This is a genomic window from Mycolicibacterium peregrinum, from assembly GCF_001665625.1.
Classification (GTDB): domain Bacteria; phylum Actinomycetota; class Actinomycetes; order Mycobacteriales; family Mycobacteriaceae; genus Mycobacterium; species Mycobacterium peregrinum_B.
In genome coordinates this window covers 24906-46823 of record NZ_LZSY01000121.1, presented here as the reverse complement: position 1 = coordinate 46823, position 21918 = coordinate 24906, and the positions used below count along the sequence as shown (strand labels likewise).

Genomic DNA, 21918 nt, shown 5'->3' with positions numbered 1-21918 from the left:
CGTACAACGATTAAGACGCGGACTGCATTGCGGATACCACGTCTTCGGTCCAGACCACCCCGTGGGCGAGGAAGGCGTAGTTGACCAGAGCGGCCTGATACCCGTCACCCCACTCGGGGTGACGCGGACCTGCGATGGCATCGCGGACGACGTACACTTCGAAGCCCTGCTCGAGGAGATCACGCAGGTGCGATTCCACGCACATGTTCGCGAGCATCCCGCCGAGTAGGACTCTGTTGATCCGCCGTTTGCGCAATTGCAGAACAAGGTCGTTGGTTTGTGACCCGAATACCTTGTGCGGGCTGACCACCACTGTGTCCGGGTGGTTGATGTACGGCTTGAACTCCTCGAGCCAGTCCGCTCCCGAGCCCGAGAAGCCGTCCAGATTCAACGGACCCGGCCGGTCGAAGGTGCCGGTGCGAAGTTCGTCGGCCTCCAGTGCGCCGTTGAACTTCCAGTGGTGGTCAGTGGGATAGAAGTAATGCGGCGAGATGAACATCCCGAACGAGGCGGCCTGCGCGGCCTTGAAGATCGCGAGCATGTGCGCAACGGTGTCGTTCTCCGTGACGCTGGCGCCGGTCGCCGCCCAGTTGATCCCGGTGGGGCTCAGGACGTCGTTCTGCGGATCGATGAACACCACGGCGGTATCGCTCGGGTTCCAATGCATCAGAGGTGCCTCGCTTCTTGGCGACGTGCGGGTGGGGGACCTGGTCTGGTCGATGATTCTGTCATCGGCCGGCTACACGTTGGGCTGCACGACCACTTTTCCTGTGGCGGATCCGTTCTCGACGGCGGCGTGGGCATCGTTGACCTTGTCGAGGGTGAAAGTCGTCGAGTTCATCCGGGGGATCAGCCGGCCACTGTCGGCCAGTGCGGCGGCTTGGGACACGATGTGGCCGTGGTGTTCCCGGCCGCGACCGGTCAGCAGCGGCATCAAGGTGAATACGCCCGAGTAGGTGGCCCCGCGAAAGGACAGCGGTGCCAAGCTGTGTGTGCCCCATCCCAGGGCGCTGACGACGTGGCCGGTGTAGCGCTTGACTGCAGCGAACGAGGCGTCGAGGGTGTCTCCGCCGACGTTGTCGACGATGATGTCGAAGCCCTCGCCGCCGGTGTACTCATCGACGTAATCGTCGACGGTGCGCGTCGTGTAGTCGATGGGTGTCGCACCAACCTTGCGGATCGCCTCCTGGCTCGATGCACCTCCGGTGGCGAAGACCTGCGCGCCGCGGGACAGGGCGATTTGCACCGCGAGGAACCCGACCCCGCCCGCGCCACCATGGATGAGCACCTGCTGGCCGGCCGCAACGCCGGCGCGATCGACCAAACCTTCCCAGGAGGTGATGAAGCCCAACGGTAGGGCCGCGGCCTGGTTCATGGACAGCGCCTTGGGTTTGTGAGCGATCAGCCGGGTGTCGACCGCAGCCAGTTCGGCCAGCGAGCCGGCCACGCCACCGACCCCGCCGGTCATGCCGAAAACTTCGTCCCCGACACGGAATTGGTCGACCTGTGCCCCAACCGCCTCCACCACCCCGGCCATGTCGATGCCGAGAATTGCCGGCGGTGTCATCTTTGCGTGAGCGGCCTCGCCTCGGCGGATCTTGATGTCGAGCGGGTTCACACCGCTTGCCATGATGCGAACCAGAACTTCGCGGGGGCCGGGAATCGGAAGGGGGACCTCGCGGATCTGTAGCGGTGTGCCGTAAGCGGTCAGGACTGCAGCGCGCATGTGGTCTCCTCGGAATCAGCTGTCATCTTGGCCCCGGCGGTGGACGCGCCGCGGTTGATTCGGTCGATCAGCCGGTGCAGCCGCACCGCGTCACCGAATGACGGGGCACCGGTGGTGCCTTCGGCGAGATCGCGAGCGAAGGCGGTGTAGAGCGCCGCCACATTGCGGGCGGGGCCATGCAGTCCGGTGTCCGACACGTCGTCCGGCACGATCATCGTTTCGATGTGGGCGTCTGACCCGTGCCCGCCGGCGAGCACGAGCTCCGTCGCCTGCACGTTGCCATTGGGGGCAGGGCTGGTGACCAGCAGATCGCCGTCGGTTCCGTTGATCTCCCACCGGAGGTCGCCCGCCCGAGACAGACCGCCTCGATAAAAGAGGGAGGCCACAGCTCCGTTGTCCAGCGCGCCGGTCACCGCGACCTGGTCGGGCGTGGTGGATCGGATGGGCGCGCCGCCCAGCACGGTGATCTCCCGGTGACCCATACCCAGAGTTGCGGTGACCGAGTCGACGTCGCCGAGAACGAAGGTCAGCGCGTCGAGGGCATGACCGCCCGATACCGACAGTGGTGTGACACCGTTGCGGCGGTCGTAGGCATAGACGTGCGCCGGATCGGTCGTCGGACCCCAGGCCTGGCCTGAGCCAACGAGATTCGTCGCCAGCACCCTGCCGACGTAGCCCTGCCGAACCAGCTTCCGGAGATGCGCGATCACGGGGTCGAACCGAGCCTGCAGGCCGATCACGGTCGCAACGCCGGCGGCATCCGCCTTCGACGAGAGGTCCTCGGCCTGTGCGAGATCGACGCCGAGCGGCCACTCGCTGAAGACCATCTTCCCGGCGGCGAGTGCCTGTGCCACGAGGTCGTGATGGTCGGGTACTTTCACGGCGACGACGACGAGATCGACACCGGGGTGGGCGATCAGCTGCCGCGGATCGTGAGAGGCATCGACATCCCATTCCGCAGCGGCGCTCCGAGCCGATTCGAGGCGGCTGGTCGCGACGGCGCGAAGCTCGTACTGCGGCAAGGCCCGCAACGCCGGAACATGTGTTGCCGCAGCCCATCCGTTGCCCGGGCTGGCGCCGATGATGCCGACTCCGATGGGTTTCATCTGGGGGTACTCCTAGTTCTCGTCGAAGGTGAGGACGAGGCGGCCACGGACGCCGCCCTGTTCGAGGGCCCGGTGGGCTTCGGCGGCATCGGCTGCGGGAAAGGTCTGTGCCACCCGCAGGGTCACCTTGCCTTGTTCGGCCAGCACTCGCAGGCTGTCGAGCTTGTCGGTCGCGTGGGTGTAGTCGGGCACCCACACGTCGCGGACCGTGATGCCTCGTTCGGGATGGAGCGCCGAGGTGCCGCGCTCACCGGGACGACGGACGATGGCGATCTGACCGCCGTCGCGCAGCGCCGGCAGTACCTCGTCGCCCTGCAATGCGGCGTCGACAACCGCGTCGACACCGTCAGGGTGCAGTCGCCGGATTCGTTCTCCCACATCATTTCCGCGGGGAACGACCTCGTCGGCGCCGAGATCGGACACGAGTTGCTCGTCGGAGGGCCCGGCGTCGGCCAGCACCCGGAGGCCGTCGTTCCTGGCCAGCTGAACGACGTAACCGCCGACGGCGCCGGCCGCCCCGGTGACGGCAAGTGTCTGACCAGGCGACAGGTTCAACACGTCGAGCGCCCGGCGGGCGGTGAGGCCGTTCATCGGCAGCGTGGCGGCCTCGGCGTGACTGCTGCCGGCCGGTGCAGCGGTGACCTGGTCCGCATCGACGACGACGTACTCGGCGTAAGCACCCCCGGAGTCGTCGATCGGCATCATGATCGCCATGACCCGATCGCCGACGGCGAGGTCGGTCGCGGTGTCGGGGCCGATCTCGTCGACCAGCCCGGCGACCTCCATTCCCGGGCGGTACGGCGGCGACAACGTGCTCGCGCGTAACGCATCGTCGATGTCGCCGACGCGCAGCAGCACGTCGGCGGGATTGACCGTGGCCGCGCGAACCCGGATGCGGAGCTGGCCGCGGCCGGGGTCGGGCTCGTCGACATCCACCTGCTGAAGAACTTCCGGGCCGCCGTACTCGGTGACCACCACTGCTTTCACGACGACTCCTAAGATGTGGGGATTGCTCCCCATTTAATCGGACGTAAGATCAAACGGGGAGTGATCCCCAGATATTCCGTCGGTCATATCAGGAGGCGGCCGTGCGCGCTGACGCCCAACGAAATCGTGCATCCGTGCTGGCCGCCGCGGAGGCGGCGTACGCCGAACACGGCGTGGACGTGTCACTGAACGAGATCGCCCGGCGCGCCGGCACCGGCAACGCGACGTTGTATCGGCACTTTCCGACTCGAGAGGCGTTGCTCGCCGAGGTCTATACCGGACACCTCGAGCGCTACTGTGCCCTTGCCGAGGATGCCGCCCGGGCGGACGATCCGGGGATCGCGTTGCGGGACTGCGTCATCGCCACCTGTGCGTTACAGGCGAGCAACCGAGGACTGGCGGATCTGCTGGCATCGCTGAGGCCGTTGTCGGTCCACGTCGAAGAACTGCGCGCCCGCCACTACCGCGCCGTCGCCGCGCTGTTCGAACGCGCGGTGCGCAGTGGCGGGGTCCGCCCCGACGCGTCCCCGGCCGACCTGGCGGTGCTGTCGATCGCCAACGCCGGCTTGGTCCACCGGACCGCCGAGGACGCTCCGCGGTCCAGTGCCCGTCTGGTCGCGCTGTGGCTGACCGGTCTTCTTTCCCCCGGGATCCTCGTCGAGGTGCCGCCCGCCCCGACCGATCCGCAGGTCCGCCGGGCCCTGCACGATTGAGCGCAGCGGGACCGCGTCTTGCCGGCGTCACGCCTGCGCGTGGTTGCGCCCCCGCTCCAATGTCGCGGTCCACCAGATCAATTCCTCCACCAGCGCATCGAGCTTTGGTTCGAGTGCGGTGAAGAGTGCGGCATCGTAGGTGGGCGCCGTCATCGCGGGCACCATCACGTCGGGCAGGATGTGCACCGCGGGGCGAATGGGCGCCATGCCGAATTCAATTGCGACGGAGCGCAGTTGCTCTACGGCGCGGGCTCCGCCGACATTGCCCCAGGCAACGAATGCGATCGGCTTGCGGTCCCATTCCGCGAACAGGTGGTCGACTGCGTTCTTGAACACGCCGGTATACCCGTGGTTGTACTCACTGGTGAGCACGATGTATGCGTCGGCTTGGTCGATCCGATGCCCGAATTGGGCGATCGCCGGTGTCGCGTACTGGCGAGGGGTGTACATCGGCGACTGTCCGCCGAAGCTGGGCAGGTCGTGGTCGCGCATGTCGATCACATCCACGTCCAGTCCCGCGCGCCGCAGACGCGCGGTGACCCACCTCGCCGGTCGATCGGCGAAACGTTCCTGTCGGGTGCTGGTGATGATCAGGGCGATCTTGGTCATGGTGTCTCCGAATTCTGCGCTGCGACGTGGTGTGACAGCGTGGTAAACGGGGATGCCTCCCCAGATATTCCGGAGACCGGTGTATCGGTCCGGCGTGGTCGGTGTCAGGGGGCCTGCGACCGCACGGGTCGACGTCGTCGACGGCGCGGGTACGTCAGCCGCCCAGGTACTCCGACTCCAGCACCAGATCGGGCAGCAGGGTCTGGTACTCCGCGTGCGTCTTGTGATGTTTCGTGTCCCAGCGGGAACCTTGCTGCTCCTGCATGTAGGCCAGGTACTTCGGGGCGCCGGGCAGCTTCACGTTGTCGGCCACCACGATCGAACCCCGGTGCAGCCAACCACGCTCCAGCAGGCTCTGCAGATCGGTCAGGTAGGCGTTCTTGTCGTGATCGAGGAACACGAAATCCAGTCCGCCCGCGTCGAACCCGGCGGCCGCGAGGGCGTCCAGCGTGCGGCCACCGTCGCCGATGGTCCCGACCACACAGGTGATCCGGTCGGCCACCCCCGCATGTGCCCAGATCCGTCGCGCGATGTCCGCGTTGGTGGGGGAGAACTCCACCGAGAACACCCGGGCGGCCGGCGCGGCGCGCGCGATCCGCATCGCCCCGTAGCCGCAGTAGGTGCCCAGCTCGAGTGCCAGACGCGGGTCGGCCCGCACGACTGCGGCGTCGAGCAGCGCACCCTTCTCGTCGCCGACGTTGATCAGGAACGACTTCTCGTAGGCGAACTTGTCGATGGTGGCGATGACGTCATCGAGGTCGCCGGCGCGGGCGTTGGCCACCACATAATCCGCGGCCGCGGCCTCGCGTCCGTCGCCCCACTGTCCGGTTTTCGAGAAGTGCCTGGCGCCGATTCCCATCCGGATGAACGACCACCGCAACAGCGGCAGTCGCTGTTTGAGACTCATGACGCACAGCCTAGGACGGGTGATGCCCACCGGGCAGGGTTCCGTCGGTGTGGGTCAGCCGAGATAATCGGACTCCAGCACCAAATCGGGAATGACGGAGCCGTACTCGCCGTGGGTCCTGTGCTCGACCGTCTGCCATCTTCCACCCTGCTGCTCCTGCATGTACGCGCGGTATTTAGGGGCGCCGGGGATCTTCACGTTGTCCGCGACGACGATCGTGCCGCGGTGCAGCCAACCGCGGTCGAGGAGGCTCTGAAGGTCGGACAGGTAGGCATTCTTGTCGTGGTCGAGAAAGACGAGATCGACCGAACCCGAGGTGAATCCGTGCTCCTGCGCCAGCGCGTCGAGAGTGCGGCCACCGTCGCCGATGGTCCCGACCACGCACGTAACCCTGTCATCGACGCCCGCGTGGTCCCAGATCCGTCGCGCGTTTTCAGCGTTGTCGGAAGACAGCTCGATCGAGTACACGCGAGCCGTCGGCGCTGCTCTGGCGATCCGAAGTGCCCCGTAACCGCAGTAGGTCCCCAATTCGAGTGCCAGTGTGGGCGCGGCGCGGCGCACCGCCGAGTCGAGCAGTTCGCCTTTCTCGTCCCCGACGTTGATCAGGAATGACTCGGTGTAGGCGTATCGATCGATGGTGGCGAGGACGTCGTCGATATCGCCCCGGCGAGCGTTTGCGAGCACGTACCGCACGGCGGCGGCTTCGCGTCCATCGCCGATCTGACCAGTCCTCGTGAGGTTTCGGCTGCCCAGCGCCAGTCGCCAGAACGACCATCGCAGCAGCGGTACGCGTTGCTTCAGGCTCATGATTCCCATCCTCGTTTCGTCTCCGGTGGTGGCGGTATCGTGCGAACGACCTGCAGCCTGATCGGCCGATTCGGCACGGCGGCGACACCGCGAGGTATCGACCGTGGCGGTTTGCTCCTTCGCCTGCCGATGGGCCTTCTCAGCTCGACCCTGCGCAGCACTGTGCCCAGGACGATCGACAGTTCGAGTGACGCGAAAGCCGCCCCGGGACAACGCCGGTGCCCGTAACCGAACGGGGAGTATTCGGCCGGCGGTGGCTTGCGGACCAGAAAGCGATCGGGATCGAATCGGCCCGGATCTGACCAGACGGTCGGGTCGGCATGCAGAGCGGGCAGTGACACGCCGATCACATCGCCCGGGGCCCTGGGGATCTGCCAGGTCTCGGTCGTCGACTTCAGCTGGCGAACGACGATCGACACCGTCGGGTGCATCCGAAGCGTCTCGGAGATGACGGCGCCGAGGTAGGGCAGCTTGGGCATGTCCTCTGGAGCGGGATTGTCCGCCAGCTCGGAGAGCAGTCTGCGCCGGACACCGTCGTCGTCGTGGATGTGAAAAAGGGCCCACGCCAAGGTGGTTGCTGACGTCTCGTGGCCCGACACCAACAACGTTCGCAGCTGCTGTAGTACCTCGTCGTCGCTGCGATCGCCTGCGTGGTCGCCGGAGAGCAGGACGCTCAGCACGTCGTCATAGCCGTCGGTGCCCGTGCGTCGTCGCAGGGTGATCTGCTCAGACAGCAGACCGTCGAGTTCCAGGCTCCTCTGCGAGAAGCGTCGCCACGGACCGAGACCGAACGGGGCGCGGCGCAGCGCGGGGAAGAACATGAACGGCGCGACGTAGTTGCGCATCATCGACTTGACGGTGCGGATGTACTGGTCGGTGCGTACGTGGTCCTCGATGCCGAAGACGGTCCGGACGATGATGCGCAGGGTTATCGACTGCGCGGCGTCCCGGGCGTCGATCACTGCGCCCGGTTGCCAAGACTCGATCTCCTTCTCGGCGGCCTGCGCCATCGCATCGGCGTACCGGTGAATACGCTCGCCATGCAGAGCGGGAAGGAACCTGGCGCGTTCCCGCTTATGGGGGATCCCGTCGAGCAGGATTATCGATCCGTCGCCGACCACCGGTTCGATCGGGTTGGGCATCGGCGGTGTCAGCATGGATGACGGAATGGTGAGGAATTCACGGACGTGTTCGGAGTGGGCTGCGAACAGCACCTCGCCCAGACCCGGTATCGACATGCCGAAAGGTCGTCCACGGCGAGACCGCCTGCGGAAGTAGGCCTCCGCGTCGTACCAGGCGGCGACGGCGTGGGCGAACCGCAGCCGCGGGGTGATCCCGGACTTTGTCATGTAGCTCCTTCGCGGGTGGGCTCGCATCGCGACGTCATCGATCCGCCCCGACCGATTTGCCGATTGCAGCCAGCACCGCGGTAGTTGACCGGCGGGCACCGACACTGATCCGCACACCACCGTCGCTGTAGGAGCGCACCTGCAGTCCGGTCCCCTCGAATGCCTCGCGCCACGGTTTGCCGGACGGGGGGAGGTAGACGAAGTTCGCGTGCGACTCAGTGCTGGACACCCGCAGTTCGCCGAGCCTGGTGCGCAGATAGCTGCGCTCGGCGGTGATGAAGCGGATGCGTTTCTGCAGTTGCTCTTCCGCCGCGTAGGACGCCGCGACTGCCGCCAGGCTGGTGAAAGTGGAGCCAAACGGCAGCTGCATTGCCCACAGTGCCGCTGCCGAGCGCGGTGAGCAGATCCCGTACCCGGTGCGCATGCCTGCCAGCCCGTACGCCTTCGAGAACGTACGTACCACAATGACATTGGGGTACCGGCGCACCAGCTTTCGGCAGTCGAGGCGGTATGCGGGGTGCACGAATTCGATATATGCCTCATCGATCACTACCACGACATCGGAGGGCACTCGGTTCAGGAATTGCCGCATCTGTGTGGTGGGCGCAACGGTGCCGGTCGGATTGTGGGGCCGACAGATCACGACAACCCGAGCATCGGCCGCCGCATCAGCCATGGTTTCGAGGTCCTGATGCCCGTGTCGATCGAGCGGCACCCCAACCGGTGTCAGGCGAGCCATCTGCGCGAAGATGGGATAGCCGTCGAACGTCGGTGTGGCCAGGACGATCCGGTCACCGGGCGAGGTCACGGTATGGAGAACCTGCATCACCACGCCCGTCGCCCCGGCGGCGACGATCACCTGTTCGTCTTCTACTCCGACATGCGTGGCGATCAGGCGTCGAAGGCGTTCCGGCAGGAACTCGGGATAGCGGTTGGCGGCGGCGGTGGCCTGGACGATCGCCGTGTGCACGGCGGGCAGTGGAGCAAACGGATTCTCGTTCAACGACAAAGCCAGCGGATCGTCCGTTTGTGGCGCGACGTCGTAGGGCCGGTCGGTCTGTGTCAGCTGTTCCACGTCGGCCTGCCGCCCCACCGAACCGCAGCGGCGGCGGCGAAGTCGCCGGCGTGGGCAAAGGCCGCCATCAACACCGTGTCACCAGGTGAAACGTGACCGTTCTGGATCGCGCGGTCGAGGTTGACCGGGATGCCTGCGGCGAACAGGTTGCCGCACTCATCGAAGGTGTGGACATGCCGGGTGCTCGGCAACTCAAGCGCTTCACACCAGTTGCGCAGGAACGCCCGGTTGGGCTGATTCGTGACGAGTAGGTCGATGTCCTTGGTGCGCAGACCAATTCGGTCGCACACCGTATACGAGACCTCGGGTACCTGACGGTTTCCCCGAGCCAGGACTTTGGTGATCTTGGATTCAGTGAAGCCGATGTAACCTTCGCCGGGGCCTGGCTCCCACCATTTGCGATGCGGGTCGACCGCGATCGCCATGTCGCCGGCGTATTCCCCGTACGTACGGCACTCGACGTCGAGAATCGGCGATTCGTCCGACAACGTGAGTAATCCGACTGCTGCGCCGTCGCCGGGCACTGCGGCTTGTGCCTTGCGCCGCACTCCGGGTTGATCGAAGATCTGGCCGGCCGCATTCTGGGCGACCGCGACCAGCGCGGTACGGCCCGCGCCCGACGAAAGCAGCTGGCGGGCGGTCTGCATGCCCAGCACGAATGCGGCGCAGCCGCCGTTGTGCAGGTCGAGAACCCAGTCCGGGCGCATACCCAGCCGGTGTGCGATTCCTCCGCCGGCGCCGTAGAACGGGACGTCGGGCATCTGCGTGTGGCTGATGAGGATGTCCACGTTCGCGATGACGTCCTGGCCGTGCCGTTCGACAAGGCCCGTGGTCGCGCGTTCGATCATGTCGATCGCGGTTTCGTCCGGGCCGACGTGATGGCGGAATTTCGGTGCCCGGAACATGAGGTTGTCACGCAGCTCGTCGGACTCGGCGAACTGGGCGTAATACTCGGCACTGATGGGTTTTCCGGGCAGGTAGGTGGAGACGTCGATCAGGCTGACGGGGGTTTGGCTCATGGCTGTTCTCATTTCATCCAGGTCGGTGTCACCGGCAGTCCGTTGCGGTGGCGGTATTCGGCTATCGCCTTGAGGTTTTTGAGTTCCAGGAGATGCCCCGCTCCGAACATGTCCCAGAAGTCGCCAACCCACACCGGCCGTTCGGGCGGCGCAGTTTCGGGGTACGGGTTGCTGTCGTAGAAGGGGTGATGGCAATTCGTCCACAGCACAACCGAACCGGGCTTGTTCAATACCGTCTGCGCATCGACGACCCGCATGAGATAGACCATCCACAAGTGCTTGCCCTGGTCCCAGGCGCAGTGATAGTCGACCGTCATCGATTGCTTGTTTGCCGTTGTCCGGGTGAAGATTTCAGTCTCGGAGCCCAGCCGGTCATAAGCCGCCCACAGCCCGGGCTCATCGGTGGGACGGAATCCACGCAGGCTGTACGTCCATTCCTCGAGGCAGCGGGTGTCCGACAGGTAATCGAACAGTTCCTCGGGCGGGCAATCGATGTAATCGTTGACGGTGCAGTATTCGCCGAATACCTGATCGTGTGGATACACCGACCGCATCATCTCCATGATGATCGGGGTGGCGTTCTCCCGTGGCGACGTTTCGATTCGGACGACACCGTCGATGGCATCGGTGGTTCCGGAGTGGAAGGTGATGTCCTCAAGCGCGGGCAGCGGCATTTGATCGGTCCTTGTCTGGTTGTGAAATGGGTTGGGGTGGAGCTAAAAAGGGTGCAAATGGCGGAATCTCGTCTGGCGAGCATTCGATGCTGACGACCGATGGACCGTCGGCGACCAACGCGCGTGCCAAGGCTCGGGGAAGCAGCTCAACCGCGTCGACGTCCTCGCAGGGCAATCCGGGGAACATCGACGCCACGCCGCGGCCGAGGCGGCTCGGTGTGAATCGGTTGTAGCTGTAGCGATCTTGGTAGAAGAGCTGCTCGCGGGTGACGCACATCGCGTGAGCGTTGTTGTTGAACAGTACGAAAGTGACGGGTAACCGGTACTGCACGGCGGTGTGGATCTCCATGCCGTGCATGAAGAAAGCGCCGTCCCCGGCTAGGACGACGGTGCGCCGATGGTCCCGGGCGAAGGCCGCACCGATGGCAGCGCCGAAGCTGTAGCCCATCCCGCCCATGCCCAGGGCGACCACGAAACGCCCCGACCGCCGTGCGGGTAGATGGTGAATGGCCGACGCGCCGGTGTTGCCTGCGTCGACCACCAGGTCGGCATCTTCGGGCAGCGCCTCGTCGAGCAGTTTCATCGCATCCCGATAGCGGACACCGGCTCCGTGAAACGCCGGCGGGGTCAGCTCGGCTGTCGGGACGGAAAGTCCTTGCCGGGGTGGTTGCGGCTTTCTCCGGACGGCGCGAGTCAACTGCGTCAGCGATGTCCTCAGGTCATCGCTGTGGACGTGGTGGCACGGGCGATAGGGGACCGCCGACCCGATCGAGAATGTCGGTACCTTCGCCAACACTTCGTCGAGTCCCACGGAGGCGGTGAGCGGCAGCCGCGTACCGACCACCAGACACAGCGCACTGCCTGCGATAGTCTCGGCCACCCCACGATGACCCATGACACCTGTCACGCCCAGATCAGCGTCGGTCACGTCCTTGGCGTCGGGCACTGTTGCCACCCGTGCACCGACCGCAAGGCGCAGTGCTTCGAATTGGACGCGGGCGTCGTCACGGGCGATCTGTTCGCCGGCGATGATCGTGACGGGGCCGTGGAGGCCCACGAGCGCATCGGAGATCGTTTCGGTTTCAGCGGGGGAGCGATGTCCGTCGATGCGCTCGACGGGAGCACCGGCGACGTAGCCCTTTTGCATGTCGCTCTGCTGCACGTCCTTGGGGATGAGCAGTACGGCGGGGCCGCCGGCCAGCGCAGCTTCGATGGCACGCGGCAGCGCGACTCGGAGGTCGTCGGGAGTGAGCACCCGCCGGCAGTGCACAGATACCTCGGCGAACAAGGCTTCGGCGTTGAGCGAGCCGTTCTGCCCGCTGGTGTCTTGAAAGCTGCCCCGCCCGTCCTGCGTGGTGGGCGGCTGACCGACCAGAGCCAGGACCGGAACCCGGCTGGCGAAAGACTCGCCGAGTCCAGGAATCAGGTTGAGGCTCGCCCCGCCGGAGGTTGCGGCGACCACGCCAAGACCGGCGCCCGCACGGCTGTACCCGTCGGCCATCGTCGCGGCCGAGAACTCATGCTTGGCCAGCACGGCGGTGATCCCGGTATGGAAGTACGCGGCGTCATAGAGGTCTTCGATGTTCGCGCCGCCCACGCCGAACAGGTGGCGAACACCCGAACGCGCGAGGTGGTCGACGATGAAGTCCACGACTCGGACAGTGGAGGTGCACCCGGGCGCCCACGGCTGGTCCATAACGGTAGTTCGGAGCCGACGGCCCGGCGGATGGGACGAATTGACGGCGGCTGCGGATTTTTGTCGCCGGAGGCGCAAAACTGTCGGCTGCCCGCGGGTCTGCCCGTCCTGGCTGCACAGCGACGTTAAACTTGCCGGGATATGTGCGCCGAGACTGCGGGACACCTGACCAGTAGTGGTGGGGTATGACCGACGACAGCGCACACGAAGGGCTCTTCGAGCACAGCTCACCGGAGCTCGGTCTGACCGGGCGGCCACCGCGTGACATTCCCGAACCTCGGCCGCGTTCGACGCATGGTCCGGCCAAGGTGATCGCGATGTGCAATCAGAAGGGCGGGGTCGGCAAGACCACCTCGACCATCAACCTGGGTGCCAGCCTGGCCGAGTACGGCCGCCGGGTGCTGCTGGTGGACTTGGACCCGCAGGGCGCATTGTCGGCGGGCCTCGGGGTGCCGCACTACGAACTTGCGAACACGGTGCACAACCTGCTGGTCGAACCACGGGTGTCGATCGACGACGTGGTGATCAAGACCCGGGTTAGCGGCATGGACCTGGTCCCAAGCAATATCGACCTGTCGGCCGCCGAGATCCAGCTGGTCAACGAGGTGGGCCGCGAGCAGTCGCTGGCCCGGGCCCTGTATCCGGTGCTGGACCGCTACGACTACGTGCTGATCGACTGCCAGCCCTCGCTGGGCCTGCTCACGGTCAACGGACTGGCGTGCGCCGACGGTGTGATCATCCCCACCGAATGTGAGTACTTCTCGCTGCGCGGGTTGGCGCTGCTGACCGACACCGTGGACAAGGTGCATGACCGGCTCAACCCGAAGCTGTCCATCAGCGGCATCCTGGTGACCCGGTACGACCCGCGCACGGTCAACGCCCGTGAGGTCATGGCCCGCGTGGTCGAACGGTTCGGCGACCTGGTGTTCGACACCGTGATCACCCGGACCGTGCGCTTCCCGGAGACCAGCGTGGCGGGCGAGCCGATCACCACCTGGGCGCCCAAGTCGGGCGGTGCCGTCGCTTACCGCTCGCTGGCCCGCGAAGTCATCGACCGGTTCGGCGCGTGAACGATGTCCTGAACACCCCGGCCACTCCGACGCCCGATCGCGCCGAACCAGCTGCCGCCGTCGGGGATGAGTCGACGACCGGTGATCAGCAGAACCGTTTCCAGGTTCGGCTCACCAACTTCGAGGGGCCGTTCGACCTCCTGCTGCAGCTGATCTTCGCGCACCGCCTCGATGTCACCGAGGTGGCATTGCACCAGGTCACCGACGATTTCATCGCCTACACCAAAGAGATCGGCGCCCGGCTCGAACTCGACGAGACCACGACGTTCCTGGTGATCGCGGCGACGCTGCTGGATTTGAAGGCGGCCCGGTTGCTGCCGTCGGGCGAGGTGCACGACGAGGAGGATCTCGCCCTGCTGGAGGTCCGCGACCTGTTGTTCGCGCGGCTGCTGCAGTACCGGGCGTTCAAGCACGTCGCGTTGATGTTCGCCGAACTGGAAGCCGCGGCGCTGCGCAGCTACCCGCGCGTGGTGTCGCTGGAGGATCGCTTCTCGGACCTGCTGCCCGAGGTGATGCTGGGCGTCGACGCCGGCAAATTCGCCGAGATCGCGGCCGCCGCCTTCACCCCGCGCCCGGTGCCCACCGTGGGCATCGACCACATCCACGCGCCCAAGGTGTCGGTGCCCGAGCAGGCGCACCGGATCATCGCCCTGCTTGAGCAGCGCGGGATCGGCGAATGGGCAACTTTCTCCGAACTCGTGGCAGAGTGCACCGACGGACTCCAGATCGTCGGCCGCTTCCTGGCGCTGCTCGAACTGTTCCGAGCCAAGGCGGTAGCATTCGAGCAACCAGAACCGCTTGGAGTGCTCCAGGTTTCGTGGACCGGAGATCGGCCGACCAGCGAACATCTGGCAACCGCGGATGCGGAAGAATAGCGAGAACAATGACTGACGAGATCTCCGATTCCGGAGAGCGGTCCGACGATGCCCCGGGTGAAGCGATCCCGGTCGGAGATGACCTGGGCATCGACGTGGCGACGGTTCCCGAGCTCGAAGACGGTGAACTGGGTGCTGTCCTGGAAGCATTGTTGCTGGTGGTGGACACGCCGGTGACGGTGGATGCGCTGGCCTCGGCGACCGAACAGCCCGCCTACCGGGTGATGGCCAAGCTGCGTCTGATGGCCGAGGAGCTTGCTGCCCGTGACAGCGGCATCGACCTGCGCGAGGCAGCCGGTGGCTGGCGGATGTACACCCGGGCGCGCTACGCCCCGTATGTCGAGCGGCTCCTGCTCGACGGCGCGCGGTCCAAGCTGACCCGTGCCGCCCTCGAGACCCTGGCCGTGGTGGCCTACCGGCAGCCGGTGACCCGCGCGCGGGTGAGCGCGGTGCGCGGCGTGAACGTGGACGCGGTGATGAGGACTCTGGTGGCGCGCGGTCTGATCACCGAGGCGGGCACCGATCCGGATTCGGGTGCGGCCTCTTTCGCCACCACCGAGTTGTTCCTGGAACGGCTCGGCCTGACATCCCTATCCGATCTACCCGACATCGCGCCGCTGCTGCCCGATGTCGACGTGATCGACGATCTGAGCGAATCTCTCGGCGACGAGCCGCGTTTCGCCAAACTCAACGGCGGCGCGCCTGGCGGCAACCAGCCGATGGCCTTCGATGTGGACAAGGACTGACATGGCTGAAGAAGGCGTACGGCTGCAGAAAGTGTTGTCCCAGGCCGGGATTGCCTCCCGGCGGGTGGCCGAGCGGATGATCACCGACGGCCGCGTCGAGGTCGACGGACGGCTGGTGACCGAGCTCGGCACCCGGGTCGACCCGGATACGGCCGAGATCCGGGTGGACGGCTCCCGGGTGGTCATCGATGACACGCTGGTCTACCTCGCGATCAACAAGCCGATCGGCATGCTGTCCACGATGTCGGACGAGCGGGGCCGCCCGTGCGTGGGAGATCTGGTGGAGCACCGGGTTCGGGGCAACAAGAAACTGTTCCACGTCGGCCGGCTCGACGCCGACACCGAGGGGCTGCTGCTGCTGACCAACGACGGGGAGCTCGCCCACCGGCTGATGCACCCGTCGTATGAGATCCCCAAGACCTATGTGGCGACGGTGATCGGCACGGTACCGCGCGGTCTCGGCAAGAAGCTGCGCGCCGGTATCGAACTGGATGACGGTCCGGCGCATGTAGACGACTTCGCGGTGGTGGACACGGTTCCGGGCAAGACCCTGGTGAAGGTCACCCTGCACGAGGGCCGTAACCGCATCGTGCGGCGCATGTTGGCCGCGGTGGATTTCCCGGTGCAGGAGTTGGTCCGCACCGACATCGGTTCGGTGGCGCTGGGGGACCAGCGGCCGGGCAGTATCAGGGCGCTCAGCCGCAAGGAAATCGGCGAGCTTTATCAGGCGGTGGGGATGTGAACGGATCTCTGGTGGTGGCGGTCGATGGGCCCGCCGGAACCGGGAAGTCTTCGGTTTCAAGAGGTTTGGCGCAAGCCCTTGGCGCGAGCTATCTGGACACCGGCGCGATGTACCGCATCGTCACGTTGGCGGTGTTGCGCGCCGGGGCCGATCTGGACGATGCCGAGGCCATCGACGCGGTGGCCTCGGGCGCGGTGATCGGGGTGGGTTCGGATCCCGGTGAGGACCGCGCGTTCCTGGCCGGTGAAGACGTCTCGGACGAGATCCGTGGGGACGAGGTGACCCGCGCGGTGTCGGCGGTGTCGGCGGTGCCCGGAGTGCGTGCCCGGCTCGTCGATCTGCAGCGCGAGCTGGCTGCTGCGGGTGGACGCGTCGTGGTCGAGGGGCGCGACATCGGCACGGTGGTGCTGCCCAAGGCCGACGTCAAGATCTTTCTCACCGCCTCCGCCGAGGAGCGCGCCCGGCGCCGCAACGCCCAGAACATCGCGAGCGGTCTGCCCGACGACTATGCGACAGTGCTCGCCGACGTGCAGCGGCGCGATCACCTGGATTCCACGCGGGCCGTGTCCCCGTTGCGGGCAGCCGAGGATGCACTGGTAGTCGACACCAGTGACATGGACCAAACACAGGTCGTGACACACCTTCTCGACCTGGTGACCCAGCATGCGGGGGTGCGCCGATGAGCGACTCTGATGGTGACGGCACCTGGTCGGACGAGAGCGACTGGGAATTCAGCGACGAGGTTGCCGAGGTTCTCGAGGAGGTCGCCGCGCCGCCTCCGGTGGTTGCCGTGGTCGGTCGGCCCAATGTCGGGAAATCGACTCTGGTGAACCGGATCCTGGGGCGGCGCGAAGCCGTCGTTCAGGACATTCCCGGGGTGACCCGGGACCGGGTGTCCTATGACGCGAACTGGCTCAACCGCCGTTTCATGGTGCAGGACACCGGGGGCTGGGAACCCGACGCCAAGGGTCTGCAGCAGCTGGTGGCCGATCAGGCACTGGTGGCGATGCGCACCGCTGACGCGATCATCCTCGTCGTCGATGCCGTCGTCGGGGCCACGTCGGCCGACGAGGCCGCGGCCCGGATGCTGCGCAAGTCGGGCAAGCCGGTTTTCCTGGCGGCCAACAAGGTTGACACGCAGCGCGGTGAGTCCGACGCCGCGGCGCTGTGGTCGCTGGGCATCGGTGAGCCGCACCCGATCAGCGCCATGCACGGTCGCGGCGTGGCCGATCTGCTCGACACGGTGATGGAGAAGCTGCCCGAGGTCTCCGAGGTGGGCGGCAGCGGTGCGGGCGGCCCACGTCGCGTGGCGCTGGTGGGCAAGCCGAACGTCGGCAAGAGCTCACTGCTGAACCGCCTGGCCGGTGACGAGCGTTCGGTGGTTCACGACGTCGCAGGCACGACCGTCGACCCCGTCGACTCACTGATCGAATTGGGCGGCAAGACTTGGCGATTCGTCGACACCGCGGGTCTGCGCCGCAAGGTCGGACAGGCCAGTGGACACGAGTTCTACGCCTCGGTGCGCACCCACGGCGCGATCGATGCGGCCGAAGTCGCGATCATGCTGATCGATGCCTCCCAGCCGCTGACCGAGCAGGATCTGCGGGTGCTGTCGATGGTGATCGAGGCCGGGCGGGCATTGGTCATCGCGTTCAACAAGTGGGACCTGGTCGACGAGGACCGGCGGTACCTGTTGGACAAAGAGATCGATCGCGAGCTGGTGCAGGTGCAGTGGGCGCCGCGGGTCAATATCTCGGCCATGACCGGCCGGGCGGTGCAGAAGCTGGTGCCGGCCCTGGAGACGTCACTCGCGTCCTGGGACAAGCGGATCTCGACGGGGCAGCTCAACAATTTCCTCAAGGAGATCGTGGCCGCGACACCGCCGCCGGTGCGTGGCGGCAAGCAGCCCAAGATCCTGTTCGCCACTCAGGCGGCGACCCGGCCCCCGACGTTCGTGTTGTTCACGTCCGGGTTCCTGGAGGCCGGTTACCGCCGGTTCCTGGAGCGCCGCCTGCGTGAGCAGTTCGGTTTCGACGGCAGCCCGGTGAAGATCAACGTCCGGGTCCGCGAGAAGCGTGGAGCGCCCAAGAAGAAGCGCTGAACCGGGCCGATAGGCTGGCCCGAGTGTCCGTCACCCACATGATCCTGATCGCGCTGGCCGGTGTCGGTGCGGGCGCGATCAACGCCGTCGTCGGGTCTGGCACCCTGATCACCTTCCCCACGCTCGTGGCGCTGGGGATTCCGCCGGTCACCTCGACGATGTCCAATGCCGTCGGTCTGGTCGCCGGCGGCGTCTCTGGCACCTGGGGTTATCGCCGGGAGCTGCGTGGCCAGTGGAAGCGGCTGCGCTGGCAGATCCCAGGATCGCTCATCGGAGCCGGCCTGGGTTCCTGGCTGCTGCTGCACCTGCCGGAAAAGGTGTTCGTCGCGGTCGTACCGGTGTTGCTGATCCTGGCGCTGATATTGGTCGTCGTCGGCCCTCGGATCCAGGCGTGGGTGAGGAACCGCGCCGAGGAGTCCGGGCAGTCCGCCGACCACGTCAGCCCGCGTCGCATGGCGGTGCTGGTGATCGGCACGTTCGCCGTCGGCGTCTACGGCGGCTACTTCACGGCAGCCCAGGGGATCCTGTTGATCGCAGTGATGGGGGCGCTGCTGCCGGAGTCGATCCAACGGATGAACGCCGCCAAGAACCTGCTGTCGCTCTTGGTCAACATCGTCGCGGCGCTGGCGTACACGATCGTCGCGTTCGACCGGATCAGCTGGGTGGCGGCGGGCCTGATCGCGGTCGGTTCGCTGATCGGTGGATTCCTCGGCGCTCACTACGGACGTCGGCTGTCGCCGAATGCGCTGCGTGCCGTGATCGTGGTGGTGGGACTGATCGGGCTCTACCGGTTGTTGAGCCTGTAGGGCAAAGACTTGCCTGTGCGAAGCCTCAGGTAAAGTCACGTCGACTGTCGAGCAGAAAGGGGTGACCGGTGGCTGAACGTGCCTACCGCACCGCACCGTCTGCTCTGGCTGCCCTCGAGCCCTTCTGGCCGTCGCGCCGGTTGATGGCTTTCGACGAGTGGTGTCGCGCGGGTCGATAGACACGCGCCCAACCTTCCGTCGGGTCACCCGGGGCGGTGACCACAATCGAAAGCAGCCGAACCCATGCGTTCGCTTCTGATCTTCACGCTCGTCGGCCTCGGGGCCCAATTGGTCGACGGTGCGCTCGGGATGGCCTTCGGTGTGACCGCCTCGACCCTGCTGGTGCTCAGCGGGGTGGCGTCGGCACAGGCCAGCGCCGCGGTGCACCTGGCTGAGGTTGGGACGACGCTGGCGTCGGCGGTGTCGCACTGGCGCTTCAAGAACATCGACTGGCCGATGGTCGCCAAGCTCGGCATCCCCGGGGCCGCAGGTGCATTCGCAGGTGCGACGGTGCTGTCGGCGCTGTCGACGGAATCGGCCGCGCCGCTCATGGCGGCGATCCTGCTCGGCATCGGGCTTTACGTGCTGTTGCGTTTCTCGCTGGGTACGCCGCTGAGTCTCGGCGAACACGGCACCAGTCACAGTGCCAAGTTCCTGGCACCGCTCGGCTTGTTCGGCGGGTTCATCGACGCGTCGGGTGGCGGCGGCTGGGGTCCGGTGACCACCAGCACCCTGCTGTCGCAGGGCAAGACGGCACCGCGGACCGTGATCGGTTCGGTCAGTGCCTCGGAGTTCCTGGTGTCGGTGTCGGCGTCGATCGGCTTTCTGGTCGGGCTGCGCCAGGAGTTCCTGGAGAACTGGCCTGTGGTGCTCGGGCTGATGGTGGGCGGGGTGATCGCTGCGCCGGTTGCCGCGTGGCTGGTCAGCCGCATCAACCCGGCCTTGCTCGGTACCGCTGTCGGCGGGGTCATCCTGCTGACCAACAGCCAGAAACTGGTGCACTACTTCGGCGTGCACTGGCCGTGGTCGACGCTGATCTACACGCTCATCGTGGCGGGGTGGGCAGCCATGGTGGTCCGCGCCTGGAAGACGTCGCGGGCGCCGCGCGATGTGGATGATTCGGTTGTCACCGCGGTCGAAGAGCGGGCGGCACGCGGTTAGCCGGACTCCTGCGCGGGCCGTGACAGGCCCACGTACATGGTCTGGTGCAACGACAGCACGTGATTGCGGGCAATCTCGGAGGCCGCCCGGCAGTCGCGTCGGCGCAGCGCTTCCACCAATTGGGCATGTTCTCGGTTGGACTCGTGCAGGTAGCTGATCGGGTAGGGAATGAAGTAGCGGTACAGCCCGTGCAGCACGTCGCAGTAGCTGTGCATCGCCCAGTCGAGACCGCTTGCCGCCGCGACCGATTCGTGGAAACGCTGATCGGCGGTGTGGAAGCCCGTCCAGTCGGTGGTCCTGGCAGCCTCGTCGACGATCGCCGCGAGCGCGTCGAGCTGCGCATCGGTGGCGGCCTGCGCCGCAGCCGCACTGAGGGCATCCTCGGCCAACGCGCGTAGGTCGATGAGGCGGCGCACCTCGGCGGCATCGGCACGGAACGTGGCCGAGGGGTGATCTGATCCGGCGTCCACCCGGGCGCCGCTACGGGCGACAAAGGTGCCGCCGACCCGGCCACGGCGACGGACCACCACGCCCTCGTCGGCCATCGACTGCAAGGCCCGGCGGACCGTGGCGACGCTGACGTCGAGCGCGGCGGCGATGTCGGGTTCGGCGGGCAGCCGTTCCCCCCTGGTCATGAGGCCCAGTTCAATGGCCAGTCCGAGGCGGGCCCGCACCGTGTCGGCGGCGCTGAGCCGGGTGATGCCCGCGACGGCGGGGGCGTTGAGCGCCGGATGCGCCTCACCGACCTGCAACGTCATGCGCCTCAGCGTACGTCAGCTATTGCTCTATTTGTTCATGCTGAACTAATATCTGGACTAAATTCGCTCATTCTGGGTTATTAATGCTTCGGAGGTCCTGTGTCCGGATCGATCACGGTGGCTGGAGTCCAGGCGGCCCCGCTCGACATCGAGGGCCTGCCGGTGTTCGGTCGGGAGGACACCGTCACCCAGTTCACGGCCGACGTGCTGCGAGTGCGGTCAGCGGTGACCGGTCCGGCACTGATCGTCTATCCCGAGATCCACCTGTTCGGTACCGAAGACACCGGCATGCTGGCCACTGCGGCAGAACCACTGGACGGTCCATTGATCGGCGCCCTCGGCGAGGTGGCCCGTGCCGCCGATGCCTGGCTGGTTCCCGGCTCGGTGTGCGAGCTGGGGGAGAACGGTGAATTATTCAACACCGCACCGGTTTTCGCCCCCGACGGCCGGCTCGTGGCGTCCTACCGCAAGATCTTCCCCTGGCGGCCGTTCGAGAAGTACACGCCGGGCGACCAGTTCGTCACCGTAGACATCCCTGACGTCGGCCGACTCGGGCTGTCCATCTGCTATGACGCCTGGTTCCCCGAGGTGAGCCGCCATCTGGCCTGGATGGGCGCCGACGTGATCGTCAACGTCGTCAAGACCACCACCGAGGACCGGAGTCAGGAACTGGTGCTGGCTCGCGCCAATTCGATTGTGAACCAAGTCTTCACGGTGAGCGTCAACTGCGCCGGACCGGTGGGCAAGGGGCGCAGCCTCATCGTCGACCCCGAAGGCGCTGTGCTCCAGGAGACCCCGGGCGCAGCCCCGGATGTGCTCTGCCAGCACATCGACTTCGGGGCCGTCGCCGCGGTACGCGAGCGAGGAACCGCCGGTACCAACCGGATGTGGGACCAGTTCGGACCGTCGGACCGTCCGATCGGACTGCCGCTGTACCAGGGTCGAATCGACCCGCAGCGTTGGTCACCGTCGAACCGCCATGCCGACTGAA

At 66.4% G+C, this 21918-nt stretch carries 23 protein-coding genes; 10 read left to right on the top strand and 13 right to left on the bottom strand.

The annotated features are described in order from the left end of the window. Positions 1-10: 10 nt before the first annotated feature. From A5779_RS20470 to A5779_RS20455, 4 genes are all read right to left on the bottom strand, one after another. Entirely contained in the window at positions 11-667 is a 657-nt protein-coding gene (locus A5779_RS20470) for a cysteine hydrolase family protein (protein ID WP_061265764.1), read from the bottom strand. A gap of 72 nt (positions 668-739) precedes the next feature. Then, a complete protein-coding gene (locus tag A5779_RS20465) occupies positions 740-1726 on the bottom strand; it encodes a zinc-dependent alcohol dehydrogenase family protein (protein ID WP_064885074.1) in 987 nt (328 codons plus the stop codon). Next, positions 1708-2832 carry a Gfo/Idh/MocA family protein gene (locus A5779_RS20460; protein ID WP_082941774.1) on the bottom strand — a complete coding sequence of 375 codons (1125 nt, stop codon included), beginning with the start codon at positions 2830-2832 and terminating at the stop codon, positions 1708-1710. Before A5779_RS20460 ends, A5779_RS20465 begins: the two co-directional genes overlap by 19 nt. Before the next feature lie 12 nt (positions 2833-2844). Then, a complete protein-coding gene (locus A5779_RS20455; protein WP_064885072.1) occupies positions 2845-3819 on the bottom strand; it encodes an NADP-dependent oxidoreductase in 975 nt (324 codons plus the stop codon). 101 nt (positions 3820-3920) lie between these two features. On the opposite strand from A5779_RS20455, the gene A5779_RS20450 reads away from it, so the two are divergent. Next, positions 3921-4532, top strand: coding sequence for a TetR/AcrR family transcriptional regulator (locus A5779_RS20450; protein WP_082941773.1), 612 nt, complete (start codon positions 3921-3923; stop codon positions 4530-4532). A gap of 27 nt (positions 4533-4559) precedes the next feature. Here A5779_RS20450 and A5779_RS20445 read toward each other — a convergent pair whose 3' ends face one another. The 8 genes from A5779_RS20445 to A5779_RS20410 all read right to left on the bottom strand — a co-directional run bounded on the left by A5779_RS20445 (position 4560) and on the right by A5779_RS20410 (position 12668). After that, complete coding sequence (locus A5779_RS20445) at positions 4560-5141, bottom strand: NADPH-dependent FMN reductase (protein WP_064885069.1); 582 nt, start codon at positions 5139-5141, stop codon at positions 4560-4562. 154 nt (positions 5142-5295) lie between these two features. Beyond that, entirely contained in the window at positions 5296-6048 is a 753-nt protein-coding gene (locus A5779_RS20440; RefSeq protein ID WP_061265758.1) for an O-methyltransferase, read from the bottom strand. 54 nt (positions 6049-6102) lie between these two features. Then, positions 6103-6855 carry an O-methyltransferase gene (locus A5779_RS20435; RefSeq protein WP_064865000.1) on the bottom strand — a complete coding sequence of 251 codons (753 nt, stop codon included), beginning with the start codon at positions 6853-6855 and terminating at the stop codon, positions 6103-6105. Then, a complete protein-coding gene (locus A5779_RS20430) occupies positions 6852-8204 on the bottom strand; it encodes a cytochrome P450 (protein WP_064885067.1) in 1353 nt (450 codons plus the stop codon). The genes A5779_RS20435 and A5779_RS20430 overlap by 4 nt, the downstream gene beginning before the upstream one ends. A gap of 34 nt (positions 8205-8238) precedes the next feature. Further along, positions 8239-9279, bottom strand: a complete 1041-nt coding sequence (locus A5779_RS20425) for a pyridoxal phosphate-dependent aminotransferase (RefSeq protein WP_061265786.1) — start codon at positions 9277-9279, stop codon at positions 8239-8241. Beyond that, a complete protein-coding gene (locus A5779_RS20420; RefSeq protein ID WP_110777545.1) occupies positions 9267-10298 on the bottom strand; it encodes a 3-oxoacyl-ACP synthase III family protein in 1032 nt (343 codons plus the stop codon). Before A5779_RS20420 ends, A5779_RS20425 begins: the two co-directional genes overlap by 13 nt. Before the next feature lie 8 nt (positions 10299-10306). After that, on the bottom strand, positions 10307-10972 hold the full coding sequence (locus A5779_RS20415) for a DUF8713 domain-containing protein (protein ID WP_064885063.1): 666 nt from the start codon (positions 10970-10972) through the stop codon (positions 10307-10309). Continuing rightward, the gene (locus A5779_RS20410; RefSeq protein WP_064885061.1) at positions 10953-12668 is read right to left on the bottom strand and encodes a thiamine pyrophosphate-binding protein; all 1716 of its coding nucleotides are present in this window, start codon (positions 12666-12668) and stop codon (positions 10953-10955) included. The genes A5779_RS20415 and A5779_RS20410 overlap by 20 nt, the downstream gene beginning before the upstream one ends. A 185-nt stretch (positions 12669-12853) precedes the next feature. On the opposite strand from A5779_RS20410, the gene A5779_RS20405 reads away from it, so the two are divergent. The 8 genes from A5779_RS20405 to A5779_RS20370 all read left to right on the top strand — a co-directional run bounded on the left by A5779_RS20405 (position 12854) and on the right by A5779_RS20370 (position 20169). Next, on the top strand, positions 12854-13738 hold the full coding sequence (locus tag A5779_RS20405; protein WP_055114654.1) for a ParA family protein: 885 nt from the start codon (positions 12854-12856) through the stop codon (positions 13736-13738). After that, entirely contained in the window at positions 13735-14613 is an 879-nt protein-coding gene (locus A5779_RS20400) for a segregation/condensation protein A (protein WP_110777542.1), read from the top strand. Before A5779_RS20405 ends, A5779_RS20400 begins: the two co-directional genes overlap by 4 nt. An 8-nt stretch (positions 14614-14621) precedes the next feature. Next, positions 14622-15359, top strand: a complete 738-nt coding sequence (gene scpB / locus A5779_RS20395; protein ID WP_236734828.1) for an SMC-Scp complex subunit ScpB — start codon at positions 14622-14624, stop codon at positions 15357-15359. Between the two features lies 1 nt (position 15360). Further along, a complete protein-coding gene (locus tag A5779_RS20390) occupies positions 15361-16101 on the top strand; it encodes a pseudouridine synthase (RefSeq protein WP_064885059.1) in 741 nt (246 codons plus the stop codon). Then, positions 16098-16784: a (d)CMP kinase gene (cmk, locus tag A5779_RS20385; protein ID WP_064885057.1), complete on the top strand. Its 687-nt coding sequence runs from the start codon at positions 16098-16100 to the stop codon at positions 16782-16784. Before A5779_RS20390 ends, cmk begins: the two co-directional genes overlap by 4 nt. After that, the gene (gene der, locus A5779_RS20380) at positions 16781-18202 is read left to right on the top strand and encodes a ribosome biogenesis GTPase Der (protein WP_064885055.1); all 1422 of its coding nucleotides are present in this window, start codon (positions 16781-16783) and stop codon (positions 18200-18202) included. The genes cmk and der overlap by 4 nt, the downstream gene beginning before the upstream one ends. A gap of 38 nt (positions 18203-18240) precedes the next feature. Next, on the top strand, positions 18241-19008 hold the full coding sequence (locus A5779_RS20375; protein ID WP_082940082.1) for a sulfite exporter TauE/SafE family protein: 768 nt from the start codon (positions 18241-18243) through the stop codon (positions 19006-19008). A 243-nt stretch (positions 19009-19251) separates the two neighbouring features. Next, a complete protein-coding gene (locus A5779_RS20370) occupies positions 19252-20169 on the top strand; it encodes a sulfite exporter TauE/SafE family protein (RefSeq protein ID WP_064885052.1) in 918 nt (305 codons plus the stop codon). Here A5779_RS20370 and A5779_RS20365 read toward each other — a convergent pair. Beyond that, positions 20166-20927, bottom strand: coding sequence for a FadR/GntR family transcriptional regulator (locus A5779_RS20365; RefSeq protein ID WP_064885050.1), 762 nt, complete (start codon positions 20925-20927; stop codon positions 20166-20168). The genes A5779_RS20370 and A5779_RS20365 overlap by 4 nt on opposite strands. A 99-nt stretch (positions 20928-21026) precedes the next feature. Here A5779_RS20365 and A5779_RS20360 point away from each other — a divergent pair, with 99 nt between their 5' ends. Further along, positions 21027-21917 carry a carbon-nitrogen hydrolase family protein gene (locus A5779_RS20360; RefSeq protein WP_207549099.1) on the top strand — a complete coding sequence of 297 codons (891 nt, stop codon included), beginning with the start codon at positions 21027-21029 and terminating at the stop codon, positions 21915-21917. Position 21918: the final 1 nt, after the last annotated feature.

Excerpts from the sequence above, each read along its gene's own strand:
- A5779_RS20470 (WP_061265764.1), bottom strand. The coding sequence starts at position 667 with ATGCATTGGAACCCGAGCGATACCGCCGTGGTGTTCATCGATCCGCAG.
- A5779_RS20465 (WP_064885074.1), bottom strand. The coding sequence starts at position 1,726 with ATGCGCGCTGCAGTCCTGACCGCTTACGGCACACCGCTACAGATCCGC.
- A5779_RS20460 (WP_082941774.1), bottom strand. The coding sequence starts at position 2,832 with ATGAAACCCATCGGAGTCGGCATCATCGGCGCCAGCCCGGGCAACGGA.
- A5779_RS20445 (WP_064885069.1), bottom strand. The coding sequence starts at position 5,141 with ATGACCAAGATCGCCCTGATCATCACCAGCACCCGACAGGAACGTTTC.
- A5779_RS20440 (WP_061265758.1), bottom strand. The coding sequence starts at position 6,048 with ATGAGTCTCAAACAGCGACTGCCGCTGTTGCGGTGGTCGTTCATCCGG.
- A5779_RS20435 (WP_064865000.1), bottom strand. The coding sequence starts at position 6,855 with ATGAGCCTGAAGCAACGCGTACCGCTGCTGCGATGGTCGTTCTGGCGA.
- A5779_RS20430 (WP_064885067.1), bottom strand. The coding sequence starts at position 8,204 with ATGACAAAGTCCGGGATCACCCCGCGGCTGCGGTTCGCCCACGCCGTC.
- A5779_RS20420 (WP_110777545.1), bottom strand. The coding sequence starts at position 10,298 with ATGAGCCAAACCCCCGTCAGCCTGATCGACGTCTCCACCTACCTGCCC.
- A5779_RS20415 (WP_064885063.1), bottom strand. The coding sequence starts at position 10,972 with ATGCCGCTGCCCGCGCTTGAGGACATCACCTTCCACTCCGGAACCACC.
- A5779_RS20410 (WP_064885061.1), bottom strand. The coding sequence starts at position 12,668 with ATGGACCAGCCGTGGGCGCCCGGGTGCACCTCCACTGTCCGAGTCGTG.
- A5779_RS20405 (WP_055114654.1), top strand. The coding sequence starts at position 12,854 with ATGACCGACGACAGCGCACACGAAGGGCTCTTCGAGCACAGCTCACCG.
- scpB (WP_236734828.1), top strand. The coding sequence starts at position 14,622 with ATGACTGACGAGATCTCCGATTCCGGAGAGCGGTCCGACGATGCCCCG.
- A5779_RS20390 (WP_064885059.1), top strand. The coding sequence starts at position 15,361 with ATGGCTGAAGAAGGCGTACGGCTGCAGAAAGTGTTGTCCCAGGCCGGG.
- der (WP_064885055.1), top strand. The coding sequence starts at position 16,781 with ATGAGCGACTCTGATGGTGACGGCACCTGGTCGGACGAGAGCGACTGG.
- A5779_RS20375 (WP_082940082.1), top strand. The coding sequence starts at position 18,241 with ATGATCCTGATCGCGCTGGCCGGTGTCGGTGCGGGCGCGATCAACGCC.
- A5779_RS20370 (WP_064885052.1), top strand. The coding sequence starts at position 19,252 with ATGCGTTCGCTTCTGATCTTCACGCTCGTCGGCCTCGGGGCCCAATTG.
- A5779_RS20365 (WP_064885050.1), bottom strand. The coding sequence starts at position 20,927 with ATGACGTTGCAGGTCGGTGAGGCGCATCCGGCGCTCAACGCCCCCGCC.